The sequence below is a fragment of the Pleomorphomonas sp. T1.2MG-36 genome (genome assembly GCF_950100655.1).
GTDB lineage: Bacteria > Pseudomonadota > Alphaproteobacteria > Rhizobiales > Pleomorphomonadaceae > Pleomorphomonas.
In genome coordinates this window covers 274,928-289,459 of record NZ_CATNLY010000001.1, presented here as the reverse complement: position 1 = coordinate 289,459, position 14,532 = coordinate 274,928, and the positions used below count along the sequence as shown (strand labels likewise).

General features: G+C 64.8%; 19 protein-coding genes. 3 read left to right on the top strand and 16 right to left on the bottom strand.

Translation table 11 applies throughout. The annotated features are described in order from the left end of the window. Position 1: 1 nt before the first annotated feature. From QQZ18_RS01390 to motA, 5 genes are all read right to left on the bottom strand, one after another. A complete protein-coding gene (locus QQZ18_RS01390; RefSeq protein WP_284537476.1) occupies positions 2–1,033 on the bottom strand; it encodes a flagellar motor switch protein FliG in 1,032 nt (343 codons plus the stop codon). A gap of 17 nt (positions 1,034–1,050) precedes the next feature. Continuing rightward, positions 1,051–1,455: a flagellar motor switch protein FliN gene (gene fliN / locus QQZ18_RS01385; RefSeq protein ID WP_446728601.1), complete on the bottom strand. Its 405-nt coding sequence runs from the start codon at positions 1,453–1,455 to the stop codon at positions 1,051–1,053. A gap of 85 nt (positions 1,456–1,540) precedes the next feature. Beyond that, positions 1,541–1,855: a hypothetical protein gene (locus tag QQZ18_RS01380; RefSeq protein WP_284537475.1), complete on the bottom strand. Its 315-nt coding sequence runs from the start codon at positions 1,853–1,855 to the stop codon at positions 1,541–1,543. Then, positions 1,836–2,768 (bottom strand): flagellar motor switch protein FliM, encoded by a 933-nt coding sequence (locus QQZ18_RS01375; RefSeq protein ID WP_284537474.1) that lies wholly within the window; start codon positions 2,766–2,768, stop codon positions 1,836–1,838. Before QQZ18_RS01375 ends, QQZ18_RS01380 begins: the two co-directional genes overlap by 20 nt. Beyond that, the gene (gene motA, locus QQZ18_RS01370; protein WP_284537473.1) at positions 2,768–3,670 is read right to left on the bottom strand and encodes a flagellar motor stator protein MotA; all 903 of its coding nucleotides are present in this window, start codon (positions 3,668–3,670) and stop codon (positions 2,768–2,770) included. Before motA ends, QQZ18_RS01375 begins: the two co-directional genes overlap by 1 nt. A 132-nt stretch (positions 3,671–3,802) precedes the next feature. On the opposite strand from motA, the gene QQZ18_RS01365 reads away from it, so the two are divergent. Genes QQZ18_RS01365 through fliI form a run of 3 tightly spaced genes read left to right on the top strand, consistent with a single transcriptional unit; the run spans position 3,803 to position 6,999 of the window. After that, positions 3,803–4,927, top strand: a complete 1,125-nt coding sequence (locus tag QQZ18_RS01365; RefSeq protein ID WP_284537472.1) for a DUF1217 domain-containing protein — start codon at positions 3,803–3,805, stop codon at positions 4,925–4,927. A 3-nt stretch (positions 4,928–4,930) separates the two neighbouring features. Then, complete coding sequence (flgF, locus tag QQZ18_RS01360) at positions 4,931–5,656, top strand: flagellar basal-body rod protein FlgF (protein WP_284537471.1); 726 nt, start codon at positions 4,931–4,933, stop codon at positions 5,654–5,656. Between the two features lie 14 nt (positions 5,657–5,670). After that, entirely contained in the window at positions 5,671–6,999 is a 1,329-nt protein-coding gene (fliI, locus tag QQZ18_RS01355) for a flagellar protein export ATPase FliI (protein WP_284538789.1), read from the top strand. An 82-nt stretch (positions 7,000–7,081) separates the two neighbouring features. Here fliI and QQZ18_RS01350 read toward each other — a convergent pair whose 3' ends face one another. The 11 genes from QQZ18_RS01350 to QQZ18_RS01300 form a co-directional block, all read right to left on the bottom strand. Beyond that, a complete protein-coding gene (locus QQZ18_RS01350; RefSeq protein ID WP_284537470.1) occupies positions 7,082–7,537 on the bottom strand; it encodes a hypothetical protein in 456 nt (151 codons plus the stop codon). Next, the gene (locus tag QQZ18_RS01345) at positions 7,534–7,995 is read right to left on the bottom strand and encodes a flagellar biosynthesis protein FlgN (protein ID WP_284537469.1); all 462 of its coding nucleotides are present in this window, start codon (positions 7,993–7,995) and stop codon (positions 7,534–7,536) included. The genes QQZ18_RS01350 and QQZ18_RS01345 overlap by 4 nt, the downstream gene beginning before the upstream one ends. A gap of 27 nt (positions 7,996–8,022) precedes the next feature. Next, positions 8,023–8,604: a rod-binding protein gene (locus QQZ18_RS01340; protein ID WP_284537468.1), complete on the bottom strand. Its 582-nt coding sequence runs from the start codon at positions 8,602–8,604 to the stop codon at positions 8,023–8,025. 44 nt (positions 8,605–8,648) lie between these two features. Further along, positions 8,649–9,062, bottom strand: a complete 414-nt coding sequence (locus QQZ18_RS01335) for a hypothetical protein (protein ID WP_284537467.1) — start codon at positions 9,060–9,062, stop codon at positions 8,649–8,651. Next, positions 9,059–9,811: a flagellar biosynthetic protein FliR gene (locus tag QQZ18_RS01330; protein WP_284537466.1), complete on the bottom strand. Its 753-nt coding sequence runs from the start codon at positions 9,809–9,811 to the stop codon at positions 9,059–9,061. Before QQZ18_RS01330 ends, QQZ18_RS01335 begins: the two co-directional genes overlap by 4 nt. Then, positions 9,808–11,901 carry a flagellar biosynthesis protein FlhA gene (gene flhA, locus QQZ18_RS01325; protein WP_284537465.1) on the bottom strand — a complete coding sequence of 698 codons (2,094 nt, stop codon included), beginning with the start codon at positions 11,899–11,901 and terminating at the stop codon, positions 9,808–9,810. Before flhA ends, QQZ18_RS01330 begins: the two co-directional genes overlap by 4 nt. A gap of 78 nt (positions 11,902–11,979) precedes the next feature. Next, entirely contained in the window at positions 11,980–12,246 is a 267-nt protein-coding gene (fliQ, locus tag QQZ18_RS01320; RefSeq protein ID WP_100079153.1) for a flagellar biosynthesis protein FliQ, read from the bottom strand. Further along, positions 12,246–12,647, bottom strand: a complete 402-nt coding sequence (gene flgD / locus QQZ18_RS01315) for a flagellar hook assembly protein FlgD (RefSeq protein WP_284537464.1) — start codon at positions 12,645–12,647, stop codon at positions 12,246–12,248. Before flgD ends, fliQ begins: the two co-directional genes overlap by 1 nt. 14 nt (positions 12,648–12,661) lie before the next feature. Next, complete coding sequence (flbT, locus tag QQZ18_RS01310; protein ID WP_244617072.1) at positions 12,662–13,069, bottom strand: flagellar biosynthesis repressor FlbT; 408 nt, start codon at positions 13,067–13,069, stop codon at positions 12,662–12,664. After that, on the bottom strand, positions 13,066–13,413 hold the full coding sequence (flaF, locus tag QQZ18_RS01305; protein WP_100079155.1) for a flagellar biosynthesis regulator FlaF: 348 nt from the start codon (positions 13,411–13,413) through the stop codon (positions 13,066–13,068). The genes flbT and flaF overlap by 4 nt, the downstream gene beginning before the upstream one ends. 52 nt (positions 13,414–13,465) lie before the next feature. Further along, positions 13,466–14,521 carry a flagellar hook-associated family protein gene (locus tag QQZ18_RS01300; RefSeq protein WP_284537463.1) on the bottom strand — a complete coding sequence of 352 codons (1,056 nt, stop codon included), beginning with the start codon at positions 14,519–14,521 and terminating at the stop codon, positions 13,466–13,468. Between the last annotated feature and the right edge of the window lie 11 nt (positions 14,522–14,532).

The window sequence follows — 14,532 nt, the reverse complement described above, 5'->3', positions numbered from 1 at the left end:
CTCAGCGTATGTAGGTGTCGTCATCCTGATCGGAATTGAGCTCGATCTCGCCGCGACCGGCCATGTCGAGGGCGAGGTCGGCGATGACCCGGCGCGCTTCGAGCACGTCGCGTTGCGGCGAGGGTTCGCTGGTGGCCAGCTCGTTCTCGACGATGCGGCGCGCACGCGTTGCCAGGGACGACAGGATGGCGTCGCGGAAGTCGAGATCCGTTCCCTTGAGCGCGAGCACCACCCGCTCGGTCGGGATCTGATCGAAGATCGTCTGACGGGCACGCGGCGCCAGGTTGATGATGTCGTCGAAAGTGAACAGCAGGCCCTTCAGCATCTCCGCCGATTCCGGCTTCACCTTCTTGATGCCTTCGAGCGCATCCTCCATGTCGTGCCGCTCCATCTTGTTGAGGATGTCGGCCATGCGGGCATGGGTGTCGGCGCCCATGTTGCGCGAGAAGTTCAGCATGAAGTCCTCGTGCAGGGTGCGTTCGGCGATGGCCACCGTGTCCTCGACGATCGGCTTGAGGTTCAGCATGCGGCGCATCAATTCGTGGCGCAGCGGCTGGGGCAGGTGGCTCATCGTGCGGGCGGCGAACGTCGGGCGGACCTTCGACAGGATGAGCGCGGCCGTTTGCGGGTGCTCCTTCTGGAGATAGTTGGCGAAGATCGCCTCGGAGACCGAGGAGATCCGATCCCAGATGGAACGATTGGCGTAGCCGAGCACGTCCGACATGATGTCGGACACCTGGTCGGGCGGCAGGATGCCCGTCAGCATCTTCTCGACGTCGCTGACCGTGCCGAGGAGATTGCCGCCGGTGAACCGGGTGGCGAACTCTTCGACGATGTCGGAAATCTGCTTGGCCGACACGGCCCCTAGGTCGGCGATCGAGCGAGTGACCTGCTTGATTTCGCCGGTGTCGAAGTGGGAGAGCAATCGGCCCGACAGCGGCTGGCCGAGCGCCAGCAGCAGCACCGCCGCCTTGTCGGGACCCTGGAGTGGGCGGTTGCCCTTGTTCTTTTTCGCCGAAGCCGAGGCTGCCATGATCTCCCGTCCGCTGTTCAGGCGTTGGAGGCGTTGCCGCCGACGATCTCGGTGAGCGAGATGCCGAAGCGGGACGTATCGTCTTCGACCACAACCACTTCGCCACGGGCGACGGTGCGGCCGTTGACCACGACGTCGACCGGCTCGCCGACCCGATGGTCGAGCGGAATGGCCGAGCCGCGCCGGAGCTTCATCAGATTGGCCACCGGCATGATCGCCGAGCCCAGAACAACCTGGATGGTGACGGGGATTCGCATGACCGCCTCGAGATTGCGCACGGCGCCGAAACTGTCTTCGAGGCTGGGGCCGCTTTCTTCGCGGGGCTCGTCTTCACCGCCCCGGTCGATGATGGTTTCGACGGCTACCGCCTCCAGAACGTCGCCGGCCGGCGTCGGAGCGGCCGGGCCGTCCATCTCTGCCATGATCTCGTCGATGTCGCGCTGGGTTTTGGAACTGCGGGCCATGATCCTGTCCTTTTGCTGAAGTTCTGGGGAACCGGGCCGTCCGTCAGCGGCCGGCGCGGGCGCCGCTTCTGAGCGGCTCGGTCGCGGGGATGCCGGCGGCCTTCTCCAGCTCGTCGAGCATGGTTCGGGCTCGTTCGATCTCGACGATCAGGTTCTGGAGCGTCGTCAGGCCCTGCATGTTGATTTCACGGATGGCATTGCCGACCGTCATCAGGGCAACGCCGGTCTCGTCGAGCGAGGTGGCGTAGGTCGCCTGGTTGGACTTGAGCTCACGAAGCTCGCGCCGGAAGACGAGCAAGCCGGCGATGGTGCCGATCAGGGCGATCAGCAAGATGCTTTCAACGAGAAAGGATGTCATTGAGGAACTCCTGATCGGCATCGACGTGTTCGTCGATCTTGATGGTGTAGACGCCGTTGCTCTGCCCGAGCTGGCACCAGAAGAGCGGTTCGCCGCGGCAGGTCAGCTTGACGCGGCTGCGCGGCGTCGCCTGCAGCTCGATGACTTGGCCGACCTCGAAGTTGGTCACGTCGGACAGGTCGATGAACCGTTCCTCGAGGATGGCGTCGACGCGCATCTCGGTGCGTTGCACCTCGCTCTGGATCTGGCGGGCCCAGCGCGGGTCGCGCGGCGCCGCCTCGCCGGCCATGGTGTTGGCCAGCGTTTCGCGCACGGGATTCAGTGCCGACTGCGGCAGGATGACGAACATCTCGCCACCGCGGTTGAGCGCCTGCAGAAGAAACTTGGCCACCAGAGCCTGGCTGTTGCGCCGCCCGATGATCGCAAAGTCCATCCGGGTTTCGATGCGCTCGAACTTGAAGGTGGTATCGTGGGGAGCGCCGAAAGCGAGCGGCAACACCTTGGCCATCCGCTCGAAGATCGCCTGGGCGATGTTGATCTCGATGTTGGAGAACGGACGCTCGACGTCGATCGGCGGTTCGCTGCCGTCGGCGCCGAACAGGACCTCGACCATCGAGAACACGAAGTCGCGGTCAAAGCCGACGAGAATGCGCGAGTCCCAGGCGGGAACGTGGAAGACGCCGGCGATGGCGTTGGCCTCGTAGTCGTCCAGCACGTCGTCGATGCGCGACGGCGAGATATTGGACAGCGAGAAATAGGCCGGAGACGACGACATCTGGCGCAGGCTGTCGGCGCAGTGCGTCGCCAGACGGTCGAAGGCCACGTGCAGCATCGGAATGCGGTCGACGGAAATGCCGCTCGCATCGAGAAGCTTGTCGGAAACGGGACGGGTGGCGGTATGCAGGCTTGCCATCAGGCGGCACTCCGCTGGGCAGTTTCACCGGCCTTGGCGGCGGCCTGAGCGGGCGAGGAGATCACTTCGTCCTCGACGTCGTCGATGGTCGGCCGCTGGTGGGCAGGGATGGTCTTGCGCCCGTATTCGAGGGCGATCTGGGGCACGGCGCCGTTCATGGAGGCGATCAGCGTCTGCTTGATCAGGATGTAGGGGGCGAGCTGGCGTTCGCGCGTCACCTTGATCTTGCCGGCGATCGGGGCGACCACGCCGTAGGAGAGGAAAATGCCGCCGAAGGTGCCGACCAGGGCGGCGCCGATCAGCGCGCCGAGGATCTGGGGCGACTGGTCGATGGCGCCCATCGCCTTGATGACGCCGAGCACGGCGGCGACGATACCGAGCGCCGGCAGCGCCTCTGCGATGGCGCCGAGGGCGAGATAGGGCATCAGCCGCTCGTGGGCGATGGTCTGGATCTCCTCGTCCATCAACTGCTCGACCTCGTGCGGCCGCGCATTTCCGACGATGATCAGGCGAAAGTAATCGCAGATGAAGGCCCGCATTTCCTTGTCTTTGGCGACAAAGGGAACCTTGCGGAAAATCTCGGAGTTCTCCGGATCCTCGATGTGCTTCTCGACATCGCTGCGGCCCTTCGACCGAAGCTCGCGCATCAAGGCATAGAGAACTTCGAGCACACCGAGATAGTGCTCCCGCCGGGGCGCGTTGCCCAACACCGCATCGAGCACGCCTCGCCCCGTATCGCGTACGGTGCGCAGCGTATTGCCGACGATGAATATGCCCAGGGCCGTGCCGCCGATGATCACGAACTCCCACGGCTGCCATAGCACGGTGAGATGCCCGCCAAGCGCCGCGTAGCCGCCGAGCAAGGAGCCGATCGCGATAATGAAGCCGATCAAACTACCCAAGTCCCTGCTCCTTCTCGTGGTTGCCTGCCGCCCGGTCTAGGCGGCGAGGCTTGTGCGAGGCTTGGGGACGCTCTCGCCAGCCACGAGCAAGGTTCGGCGGGCATTCCTCAAGGCAAGATAAGGAGAGAGGTCATGCTGTCGGCACCGCTGAGCTACCAGATGATCACGCGCGACATGTCGGCGACGCTGAAGCGCACGGCGGCGCAGCCGGACGTCAAGCGGGCATCCGAATATTACCGCGAGAATATCGGCAAGGTGACCAGCCTTGAGGAGTTCTTCGACGATCACCGTCTCTACTCATACGCCATGAAGGCCTTTGGCCTTGAGGACATGACGTATGCCAAGGCGTTCATGCGCAAGGTTCTGGAGAGCGACCTCACCGACTCCAAGAGCTTTGCCAACAAGCTGGTCGACAAGCGCTACCAGGAGTTTGCCAAGGCCTTTTCCTTCCTGAACCCGTCGGCGCAAAGCCCGGATGCGCTGTCCGACATCAAGACGAGATATGCCGAGAAGGCTGCGGAGCAGGGCGATTCTGAATCGCTGATCAAGTTCGGCACGCTCGCCTACGAGCAGTCCCTGCCGGCCGTGAAGACGGTGGACGACTTCCTGGCCGATGACAGTCTCGTTGGTTACGCCACGACGGCGTTCGGCGTCGAACCGCCTGGCACAGGGGCCAGTGCCAAGTCGTTTCTCCGGCGCATCCTCACCTCAGATCCCAACGATGCCGACAGCTTCGCCGCCCGCCAGACCAAGTCGGCATGGCGGGATTTCGCCGCCGCCTTCAACTTTTCAGCGGACGGGACCGTCCGGGTCCAGACGAGCGGGCAGGTGGAGAGCACGATCTCGAGCTATCTTCGACAGACGATCGAAACTCAGGCCGGCAAGGAGAACGAGGGGGTGCGCCTTGCCCTCTACTTCGAGCGCAAAGTGCCGACCATCACCTCGGCCTACAGCATTCTTGCCGATCCCGCTCTGCTCAAGGTGGCGCAAACGGTGCTCGGGCTGTCGTCCCAGACCGGCAACGCCGATATCGACGTCCAGGCGAAGTACATCGAAAGCCGGATCGATATCGAAAGTCTTTCGAAGCCCGAGGACCTCAAGAAGTTCATCACCCGCTTTACCGCCATGTGGGAGGCCGCCAACCCCAGCGCCACGGCGACGACCTCCGTCGCCACGCTGATCAGGGGCCAGAGCAGCGCGGTGATGAGCGCCGATACATTGATGAGCCTGCAAGGGCTGAAGCTTGGAGGCCGTTGAACCGTGCAGAGTTCGCTTTACGTCTCGCTGTCGGCGCAGGTCGCGCTGGCCAACCGTCTGGACACACTGGCCAGCAACGTCGCCAACCTTTCCACGGCCGCCTATCGCGCGGACGAGGTGAAGTTCGATACCTATCTGTCGCGGGCGGGCACCGATCCCGTCGCCTATTCCTCGATGGGCGAGACCTTTATCTCTAGCGACAAGGGCGGGCTGCGCGAAACCGGCAACGACCTCGACGTTGCGGTGGACGGCGACGGCTGGCTGGCGGTTCAAACCCCCGCCGGCAACGTCTACACGCGCGACGGCCGCCTGCAGGTGTCAGCCGACGGCGTTTTGCAGACCGTCGCGGGCAATCCCATCCTCGATCCGGGCGGGGCCTCGATCCTTGTCGATCCCGATTCCGGCCGTCTATCGATCGGCCGGGACGGAATGATCTCCCAGAACGGCCGGGCGATCGGTGCCCTCGGTCTGTTCTCCATCCCCGACGAGGCGAAGCTGGCGCGTGGCACCAACTCCGGCGTGATCCCCGACAGGCCCGCCGTTCCCGTGGTCGACTTCGTCGGCCAGGGCGTCGCGCAAGGCTTTGTGGAAGAGGCGAATGTCAATCCCGTGCTGGAGATGACGCGCCTCATCGAGGTGACGCGGGCCTTCGAACAGGTCACCGCCGCGTCGAACAAGTCGGAACAGTCCATGCAGGACGCCATCAAGAGACTGGGTCAGGTCACGTGACGAAATCCCCCGGCCTGGAAACTCTCGCCGATCGTGTCGCAACCGCTGCCCACGAGCTCGGCTACATCCGCGTCGGCGGGCGCGTGTCGGAGGTCGCTCCCGATGCGTTCCGTCTTCGGGGGCTGTCGCGCCACGTTCGCCTTGGCGATCGCGTAGAGATCGCCGCCTCGGATGGGGCGCGGCTTGCCGAGGTGCTGCGCATCGATGGTGACGGCGTCACCGTCAAGCCGTTCGCGCCTCGTCTCGATGTCGGCCTCGGTGCATCTGCCTGGCACGCCGGGCCGGTGGTTCTGGCCCCGCATCCGTCATGGAAGGGGCGGGTCATCGACGCCATGGCCGCGCCGGTCGACGGGCTTGGCCCGCTGATGCCCGGCATGGCGGCCGTGCCTGTGGACGGTCGCCCGCCCAATGCGCTTCGCCGCGCCCGCGTCAAGAAGCCGATCCGCACCGGCGTACGCGCCTTCGATCTTTTCACGCCGATCTGCGCCGGACAGCGCATCGGCATCTTTGCCGGCTCGGGTGTGGGCAAGTCGACGACGCTGTCGATGATTGCCCGCTCCCGCGCCTTCGATACGGTTGTCATCGCCCTGGTCGGCGAACGCGGCCGCGAGGTGCGCGAGTTTCTCGACGACTCCCTCGGCGACAACCGCGCCCGCTCGGTGACGGTGGTGGCAACCGGGGACGAGAGCCCGATGATGCGCCGGCTCGCGCCGCGCACCGCCATGGCGGTCGCCGAGTATTTCCGCGACCGGGGCGAAGAAGTGCTGCTGATCGTGGACTCGGTGACCAGATATGCCCATGCGGCTCGTGACGTGGCGCTCGCAGCTGGCGAGCCGGCCGTGGCGCGCGGCTATGCGCCGAGTGTCTTCACCACTCTGCCCGAGCTTCTGGAACGGGCTGGCCCCGGAGAGGAGGGCGGCGGTTCGATCACCGGGGTGTTCGCCGTTCTCGTTGACGGCGACGACCATAACGATCCCGTGGCCGACAACATTCGCGGCACCCTCGACGGCCATATCGTGCTGGACCGGGCAATCGCCGATCAAGGCCGCTATCCCGCTGTCAACGTGCTTGGATCGATCTCCCGCCTTGCCCAGCACGTCTGGAGCCGCGAGGAGCGCGATCTGGTGCTGCGGCTCCGGAGCCTGATCGCCCGCTTCGAGGACACCCGCGACCTGCGCCTCATGGGGGGCTATCAGGCCGGGCAGGACCCCGAGCTCGATCAGGCCGTGTCGCTGGTGCCGCGCATCTACGATGGCCTCCGCCAAAACCCGACGGATCCGCTCAGCCAGGATGCCTTCCGGGAACTCGCCGAGAAAATGCAGCCGGCGCCGGCCACGGGTTGATCGGCCAGTCATAACCTCGAAAAAGGCGGCCTCCGACATGGAGAGCCGCCTTTTTATGTGGACCGTTGCGGGGCGCGCAGGATTACTGCTTCAACGCATCGCGGGAGAAGTAGCTGATCTGATCGACAAGCACGTCCTGGACGATGTCGCTCTTCAGGCGAACGTTGACCTTCTGGCGAATGTCGTCGGCGAACGCCTTGAGGTCGTAACGCTGGACATGATCGAGATCGACGCTGTCGTCGCCGTAGATCGTGCGGAACGCCTCGTCGGTGACGAACAGCTCCGGCGGCACCGGAGCTTCCTTGAGACGGGTACTGTCGGCGGTGAACACCAGCTCCAGGACGCTATAGCCCATCAGCTTGCCGCCCCGGATCATCGGTACGTTGATCGGCTCGGTCTTGACGTATTGCAGCCCCTCCCAAGTCGGCTCCGACGCCGACTTGGCCAGACTGCCGTTCACCAGCCACCAGGCCGCGCAATAGGCCGACAGGAGCGTGACGACGCAGACCCAAAGGCCCGTGAAAAACAGGCGGCTCATTGCGGCAACGTCCAAAGGCGCTGCGGCGGTGCGTAGGTGCCGTCTGACTCGGCATCGCGGATGGCTGCGGTCAGGATGGCCGAAATCTCGCGCGTGGCGTCGAGATGGGTCTTGAGCAGCATTCTGTTGCGTTCGAGCTGATCGCGGAAGCTTTCCAGCCGATCGCGAAGATCGTCGCCGATGCTCAGGGGATCGACGAGGCGCATGGCGCGCGTCAGTTCCAGGAGACCATGGCTCTTGCGGTAGTTGAGGTCCTCGAAGGCAGGCGTCTCGCCGGCCCTGAGCGACTGTGTCTCCTGATCCACCACCTGTTCCAGGCGGGCGATGGCCTTGAGAAGGGCAAGAACCTCGATCGGCGTGCTGCCGTCGGGATTGCTCCAGGTGTCGGGATTGGCGGACAGCGCCGTCGAGGCGGCGGGTTCGAATGGGGTGGCGACGGCGGCGAGCGGTTCGTCCATCAGGAAACTCCGAAATGGGGTCGGACGTCAGATACGTGGGACGGTTGAGAGAAGGGCGGCGAGACGGAGCGGCGAGGGGCCGGCCGAGGCAGGCTCGAGGTTGGCGACATGTCCGGCGGCGAGGCGGTCGGCGATGCCGATGCCACCGGCCCTGGCCATCTGCCGACCGAGCTGGTCGGACAACATGGATTTCCAGACGTCGCCGGCGGTGCCGGAGCCATAGACATCCTCAGCGCCTTCCGGCAGCATCGAACCGATGAAGGTGCTCAGCACCATCGCCTCGAAGCTCTCCAGCGTCTTGGCTCGGCGATCGCCGACGGCAGCGGCTGTTCGGTCCATACCGGCGGTCATGGCCGTTTCGTTCTGGAGACGCAGGCGGGCGCGATGAAGGTCGAACGGCGCCGAGGGAGCGGGATCGATCGCGGTCGTGGCGCTCGCCAGCCCGACAAGGGCGTTGCCCGCATCGGATGCGGCTGGCAACAGGCTGGCGAAGGCCGTGCTGGCAGTCTCCGCCAACCGATCAAGCTTGGCGGTGGCGACCTTGAGCCGCTCTGGGTCGGCGGCGCGGGCGACGTCGAGAATGATATCCGACGGGGGAGAGATGGCCATCAGCGTCCTCCGGAAACGTTGCGAAACAAATTAGCCGGCCGAGCTTAAGCGAGGCTGGCGTGATTGCGCCGGGCAAGCGCGCCTTCGACGAGGCTTTCGAGCTGGCGCTTCTCCTCCTCGGCCGCGACGCCAGTCTCCAGCCGACCGATCATCGTCTCGGCGAAGCGCGTATGGCGGGCCTCGGTCATCACCGCGGCGATCTGTTGCGCCTTCAGCGGTTCGAGCAGCGTCCGCCGCTCGGTGAGACGCTTGAGGCGGCCGGCCATATGACCGGCGAACAGACCGTGCAGAGGCGTATCGTCGTTGAGCGTGGCGATCAGCGCGACGCATTTCTCGTCGATCTCGGCCTCCTCTCGCATCACGCGGGCAAGGCGCAGCTCCTCGATCTGCTTGAGCTGCCGGCGAAGCTCGGCGATGCGGCGCATGGCATCGAGGCGTTTCCTGGCGGGTGCGGTCATTGCGAGGCCAGCCAGTCCGCAAAGCCCAGTACGAACAGCTGCTGGAACTCGACAGCGGTAAAGTAGAACAGCATCAGGCCCCCAAACAGCACGAAGGGCATCGAGATGAAGTAGACGGGAATGGAAGGCGTCATCTTGTTGACGAGGCCGAGGGTGAAGTTGATCACCAGGCCGTAGATGATGAAGGGGTTGGCAAGGCGCAGCGCCAGCCAGAAGGCGGCCGAAAGCGTATCCGTCACTTCGATGAGGCTGCCCTGCGGATCGAAGGCGCCGGTGATCGGAAGCACGCGGTAGGAGGAAATGACCGCTTCCAGCACCTTCACGTGCTGATCGGTCAGGAAGAACATCAGCGTCGCCGTCAGCATGATCAGGGTGGTCATGGCCGGCAGCGCCTCCTGATCCTCGACGGCGGTGTCGGGCATCGAGAAGCCGACGGTCATCGCCATGGCGTGGGACAGCATCTGCAAGGCCAGAAAGAACAGGCGTCCGAGAAAGCCGATGAAGAGGCCGGTGAAGGTCTCGGCAACGATGAGACGCAGCAATGTCACCGGAGCATCGTCGGTGATGGCTGCCGACGCCTGGCCAAGAAGAAGCGGAGCGACCGCAAGCGTCAGGCCGAAGGCGAGGAACAGGCGGACCTGCATCGGCACGCGGGCGCTCGACACGCCGACCATCAGCATCAGCACGCCGCCGATGCGGCAGAACAGCAGGCAGACGGCCAGAACGGTGGTCGAACCGATAGCGGTCATGAGATGGTTCCGAGCGCTTCCACTTCGACGCCGCGCGCGATTTCCACGTGGCTCAGTACCGGCAGCGACGGGAACAGCCGTTCGACGATGAGCCGGACGTAGGGTCGCGCCTCGGGCGCGGTGACCACCGCGAAGCTGTGGCCTTGCGACAGGCGGCTGCGCACCGCTTCCGATACCTCGGTGCCGAACTGCTCGACGAGGCGCGGATCGATGTCGAACTCGATGACGTCGCCCTTGCCGTCGCGCTTCAGGCCCTGATGGAATGTGAGATCCCAGCGGTTGCCGAGGCGCAGCACCTTGAGCGTGCCGCCATCGGCGAGGTCGCCGCAGATCTGCTGGGCGATGCGCATGCGGACGTGTTCGGCGATCTGCTCGGCACGGCGAACGTGGGGGGCGATCTCGGCGACCGCTTCCAGGATGAGGTGAAGATTGCGGATCGATACGCGCTCGGCGAGCAAGAGTTTCAGCACCGCCTGAAGACCGGAAAAGGAAATCTGCGACGGGCAGATGTCGTCGACGAGACGCTTGTACTCGGGATCGAGGCGGTCGATCAGGATGCGCATGTCCTTGTAGGAGAGGAGCTGCGGCAGGTTGTTGCGCAGCACTTCCGAAAGGTGGGTGAGCATCACCGACATGCTGTCGATCGGCGTGTAGCCTTCGCGCGTCACTTCGTTCACGTAATCCTGCGACACCCACATGGCCTTCATGCCGAAAGCGGGCTCGCGCGTCTCGTCGCCGGGAACGTCCGGGCCGGCCGTGTCGCCGGTGATCACCATCACCTCGCCGAGCCGCATTTCCTGGGCGGCGATGACGGTGCCGTGGATCTTGATGCGGTACTCCTTCTGCGGCATGGCCACGCTGTCGCCGAGCTTGATGTCGGGAACCACGAAGCCGTACTGCTGGGCGAACTTGCGCCGCATCTTGCCGACGCGATGGGCCAGTTCTCCATGATTGTTCATCATGCGCGCGGCGATCTGCTTGCCCAGGCAAAGCTCGATCTCGTTGGTGCGGAGCTGCTCCTTGACCGAGTCCTTGGTTTCCGACTTGGTCGCCTGCTCGAGACGCGTCTTTTCGGCGGCCTCGGCGGCGGCGCGCTCGGCGCGGCGCTTGGGGATGGCCCGGGCGACGAAGCCCATCAGGACAGCCGGAATGAGGAAGGGCAGGAGGGGCAGGCCGGGCACCAGCGACAAGCCGGCCAGCAGACCGGCCGCCACGACGAGTGCGCGAGGATAGCCACCCAGCTGGCCCATGACCGCCTGCTCGGCCGAGCCCCGGGTGCCGCCCTTGGACACCAGAAGACCGGCGGCCAGCGAGACGATCAGAGCGGGAATCTGGGTGACCAGGCCGTCGCCGACCGCGAGCTTGACGAAGGCGTCGGCGGCTTCCGATACCGGCAGGCCGTGGCGCGTGGAGCCGATGACGATGCCGCCGAAGATGTTGACGGCGGTGATGATGATGCCGGCGATGGCGTCGCCGCGCACGAACTTCGATGCCCCGTCCATCGAGCCGAAGAAGGTGCTTTCCTCCTCAAGCTCGCGCCGGCGCAGCTGGGCTTCCTTGTCGGTGATCAGGCCTGCCGACAGGTCGGCATCGATGGCCATCTGCTTGCCGGGGATGGCATCCAGCGTGAAGCGGGCCCCCACCTCGGCGATGCGGGTGGCGCCCTTGGTGATGACCACGAAGTTGACGATGATCAGGATGGCGAAGATGACGAGGCCGATGACGAAGTCGCCGCTCATCACCAGGCGCGAAAAGCCCTGGATGATGTGGCCGGCCGCCCCGTCGCCGACATGACCGCCCGACAGGATCTGTCGCGTCGTCGCCACGTTGAGGGCGAGACGCAGCAGCGTGGCGATCAAGAGGATCGTCGGAAAGGAGGAGAAATCGAGCGGGCGCTGGATCCACAGCGCCACCATCAGGATCAGCACCGACAGGGCGATCGACAGCGCGAGGCCGGTGTCGATCAGGATCGGCGGGATCGGCAGGAACAGCACGGCCAGAATGGCGACGATGCCGATGGCGAAGCCGATGTCGCGGGAGCCGGAGGCGCTCTTGGCTCCGGCGGGGGGCGACAGGCTGAGGTTCGACATGCGGTGCGCTCCTGAATGCATCCGGGATCAAGGCAAGACCGATAGAAGGCACGGGGCATCGGCCCCGTTGCCTTATCGCTAGAACCCGCTCTCGATCCGGCCGTAGACGATTTCCGTGAAAGCGTAGATCTGGGCGCCGATGAACGGGCCGGTGGCGACGATGGTCAGCAGGATGGCGACGATCTTCGGAATGAAGGTCAGCGTTATTTCCTGCACCTGCGTCAGCGCCTGAAGAAGCGCGATGACCACGCCCACCGTCATGGCGGCGAGGACGGCCGGTCCTGAGCCGATGATGATGGTCCAGATGGCATCGCGAACCAGGTCGAGAGCGTCGAACTCGTTCATCAGGTGATGATCACGCCGGGGCCGAGCACCACCGACTTGCCGGAGTCGAGATCGGCGAGCGCGCCGCCGTTGACGATGCGGACCGCGGTGACCTTGCCGGAAACGCTGCCGTCCTCCGAGGTCAAGGTGCGGCCGATGATGCCGTCGGCCTGCGACAGCGCGAGCGAGGACAGGAGACCATCGAGCTTGGTGTTCGTCTGCATCGACTGCTCGACCTGCGAGAAGGTGGCGAACTGCGCGATGTATTCGGTCGAACTGGTGGGAGCCGTCGGGTCCTGGTTCTTCATCTCGGCCATGAACAGCTTCAGGAAGGAGTCATAGTCGAGGGAGCCGCCCGAACCGGACGTTTTCGAGGTCGAAGGCGATCCCGAGTTCTGGCTGTTTGCGGTGTTGACTTGCATGGTGCGTCTCCCGGTCAGGCGGCGATGAGCCCGCCCAGCACGCCGGCCTCGACCGGAAACAGCGAGCGGATGGTTTTGAGGGCGTCGAAGGGGCGTTCGGCGGCGAGTTGAGCCTCCACGGCCCGCAGGCCGGTGCGGATGTCAGGGTTGATCAGCGTCCGGTCGAGCGAGGCGATCAGGCCGGCGGCGATAGAGCGGGCGCTGCGGTTGTCGGCTCCGTCGATCATGATCATCTGAACCGCGAAGTAGAGCTGGCGCAGCGGCGTCGTCGTCTCTTCGGGCTGCATGACGTGGGCTTCGAGAAGGAAGCTCACGTCGTTCAGGAGTTCGATGGAGACCTTGCGGTCGACGCGGATCACCGCGCCGTTGATGTAGAGGCGCTCACGGGCGCGAAGACCGATGTGCATGGAACGGCTGCTCATGCGAGACCCGCCCGGATGATGCCGTTGATCTCGATCAGCCCGTCGAAGTTCTCGGACTCGTTGCGGCGGATCTGTTCCGCTTCCTTGATGATCCACAGACCGATCGAGATGAGATCGGCGCGCAGCCTGTCCGGCAGATCGTTGTCGGGACTGGCGAGATCTTCGATGAGATAGCTCCAGAGGCGACGGAGATAGAGGATGGCGTCGGTGGCCTCCCGCGAGCGGCTGCCCTTGGCCTTGGCCCGTTGGAGCAGTTCGACGGCATGGTCCATGGCCTCGGCCTCGTGCTGGCGCGCGAGGTTGACGGCATCGCCGACGATGTCGGCGTAGGAAAACTGATGCATGAAACACCCTGCGGGTTGACGTGGGACGAGCGACCCCGGCGAACCGGATGGGTCAGAGATAGTTGAGCAGGCTGAGCTGCTGCATGCGGCTGGTCAGGGCAAACGCCATGTCGAGCTGGGTCTCCAGCGCGGATATGCGCGTCTGAGCCTCCATGGGATCGACCTGCTCGAAATTGTTGATGTTGCGGTTGAGGATATCCATCTGCGCCTTGATGCGGCCGTTGGCATTGCTGAGCCGTTCCTGGGCGGTGCCCAGGCGGGCCTTGACGACGGTGACGTCCACGGTGGCGTCGCCGACGATCTGCGCGGTCTTGTCGATCAGGGTCTGATAGGCCTTCTCGGACAGGCCGGAGTCGGCGAGTTCGCTGATCATCGTGTAGGCCATGGCCAGCTTGCGGAAGGCCGCGTCGTTGGCGTTGGCCGAGGTTTCGATCAGTTCGGAGGTCGAAATGCGGCTCTTGACGTTCTGGCTCGAGGCCGACGACCAGCCGGTCGCCGGATCGGACCAGCTCGCGGCGTCGAACAGGCCGGCGAGGTTGACGTCGATGAACGCCTCAAGATCGCTGGCCGAAAGGTCGCCCGGCGTCGCGGCTCCGACGCTGGTGCAGTAGCTGGCGAGCTCGCTGTCGAAGGCCGCCTTTGTCGTCGAGGTCGGCGTTGCGTAATAGTCGGCAACCGGACGAACGTCGGTGTTGATGCCGGCAAACAGATACTCGCCATTGATCGATGTGTTGAGCGAGGCGATCAGCGATTGCAGATTGTTCTTGGCGTCGTCGGCGATCACTTCGGCTCCGACCTTGCCGGAGCGGACCGCGATCAGCGAGGCCGCGAAGTCCTGAGCGTTCTTCAGTACGCCATCGAGCGCCGCCTGGCTGGTATCGAGACGGGAGGCGACCAGTCCGTTAGTGTCGCGGATCGCATCGAGCCTCTGGTAGTCCTGGCGCAGAGAAATGGTGCGCCCCGTCTTGTTGCCAAGTTCGAGGCCGACATCGGCCCACCGACCGGAGCTCAACTCCTTGGTGTTCTTGGCAAGCTCGGTCTGCATCTTCAGGATGGAAAGGCGGGACGCCGTGGACGCCGCCTGGGTCGAGATGTAGGTGGTTTTCATGTCTCACTCCT

Coding starts and splice junctions, on each gene's coding strand:
- QQZ18_RS01390 (WP_284537476.1), bottom strand. CDS start 1,033: ATGGCAGCCTCGGCTTCGGCGAAAAAGAACAAGGGCAACCGCCCACTC.
- fliN (WP_446728601.1), bottom strand. CDS start 1,455: ATGGCAGAGATGGACGGCCCGGCCGCTCCGACGCCGGCCGGCGACGTT.
- QQZ18_RS01380 (WP_284537475.1), bottom strand. CDS start 1,855: ATGACATCCTTTCTCGTTGAAAGCATCTTGCTGATCGCCCTGATCGGC.
- QQZ18_RS01375 (WP_284537474.1), bottom strand. CDS start 2,768: ATGGCAAGCCTGCATACCGCCACCCGTCCCGTTTCCGACAAGCTTCTC.
- QQZ18_RS01365 (WP_284537472.1), top strand. CDS start 3,803: ATGCTGTCGGCACCGCTGAGCTACCAGATGATCACGCGCGACATGTCG.
- QQZ18_RS01350 (WP_284537470.1), bottom strand. CDS start 7,537: ATGAGCCGCCTGTTTTTCACGGGCCTTTGGGTCTGCGTCGTCACGCTC.
- QQZ18_RS01345 (WP_284537469.1), bottom strand. CDS start 7,995: ATGGACGAACCGCTCGCCGCCGTCGCCACCCCATTCGAACCCGCCGCC.
- QQZ18_RS01340 (WP_284537468.1), bottom strand. CDS start 8,604: ATGGCCATCTCTCCCCCGTCGGATATCATTCTCGACGTCGCCCGCGCC.
- QQZ18_RS01335 (WP_284537467.1), bottom strand. CDS start 9,062: ATGACCGCACCCGCCAGGAAACGCCTCGATGCCATGCGCCGCATCGCC.
- QQZ18_RS01330 (WP_284537466.1), bottom strand. CDS start 9,811: ATGACCGCTATCGGTTCGACCACCGTTCTGGCCGTCTGCCTGCTGTTC.
- flhA (WP_284537465.1), bottom strand. CDS start 11,901: ATGTCGAACCTCAGCCTGTCGCCCCCCGCCGGAGCCAAGAGCGCCTCC.
- fliQ (WP_100079153.1), bottom strand. CDS start 12,246: ATGAACGAGTTCGACGCTCTCGACCTGGTTCGCGATGCCATCTGGACC.
- flgD (WP_284537464.1), bottom strand. CDS start 12,647: ATGCAAGTCAACACCGCAAACAGCCAGAACTCGGGATCGCCTTCGACC.
- flbT (WP_244617072.1), bottom strand. CDS start 13,069: ATGAGCAGCCGTTCCATGCACATCGGTCTTCGCGCCCGTGAGCGCCTC.
- flaF (WP_100079155.1), bottom strand. CDS start 13,413: ATGCATCAGTTTTCCTACGCCGACATCGTCGGCGATGCCGTCAACCTC.
- QQZ18_RS01300 (WP_284537463.1), bottom strand. CDS start 14,521: ATGAAAACCACCTACATCTCGACCCAGGCGGCGTCCACGGCGTCCCGC.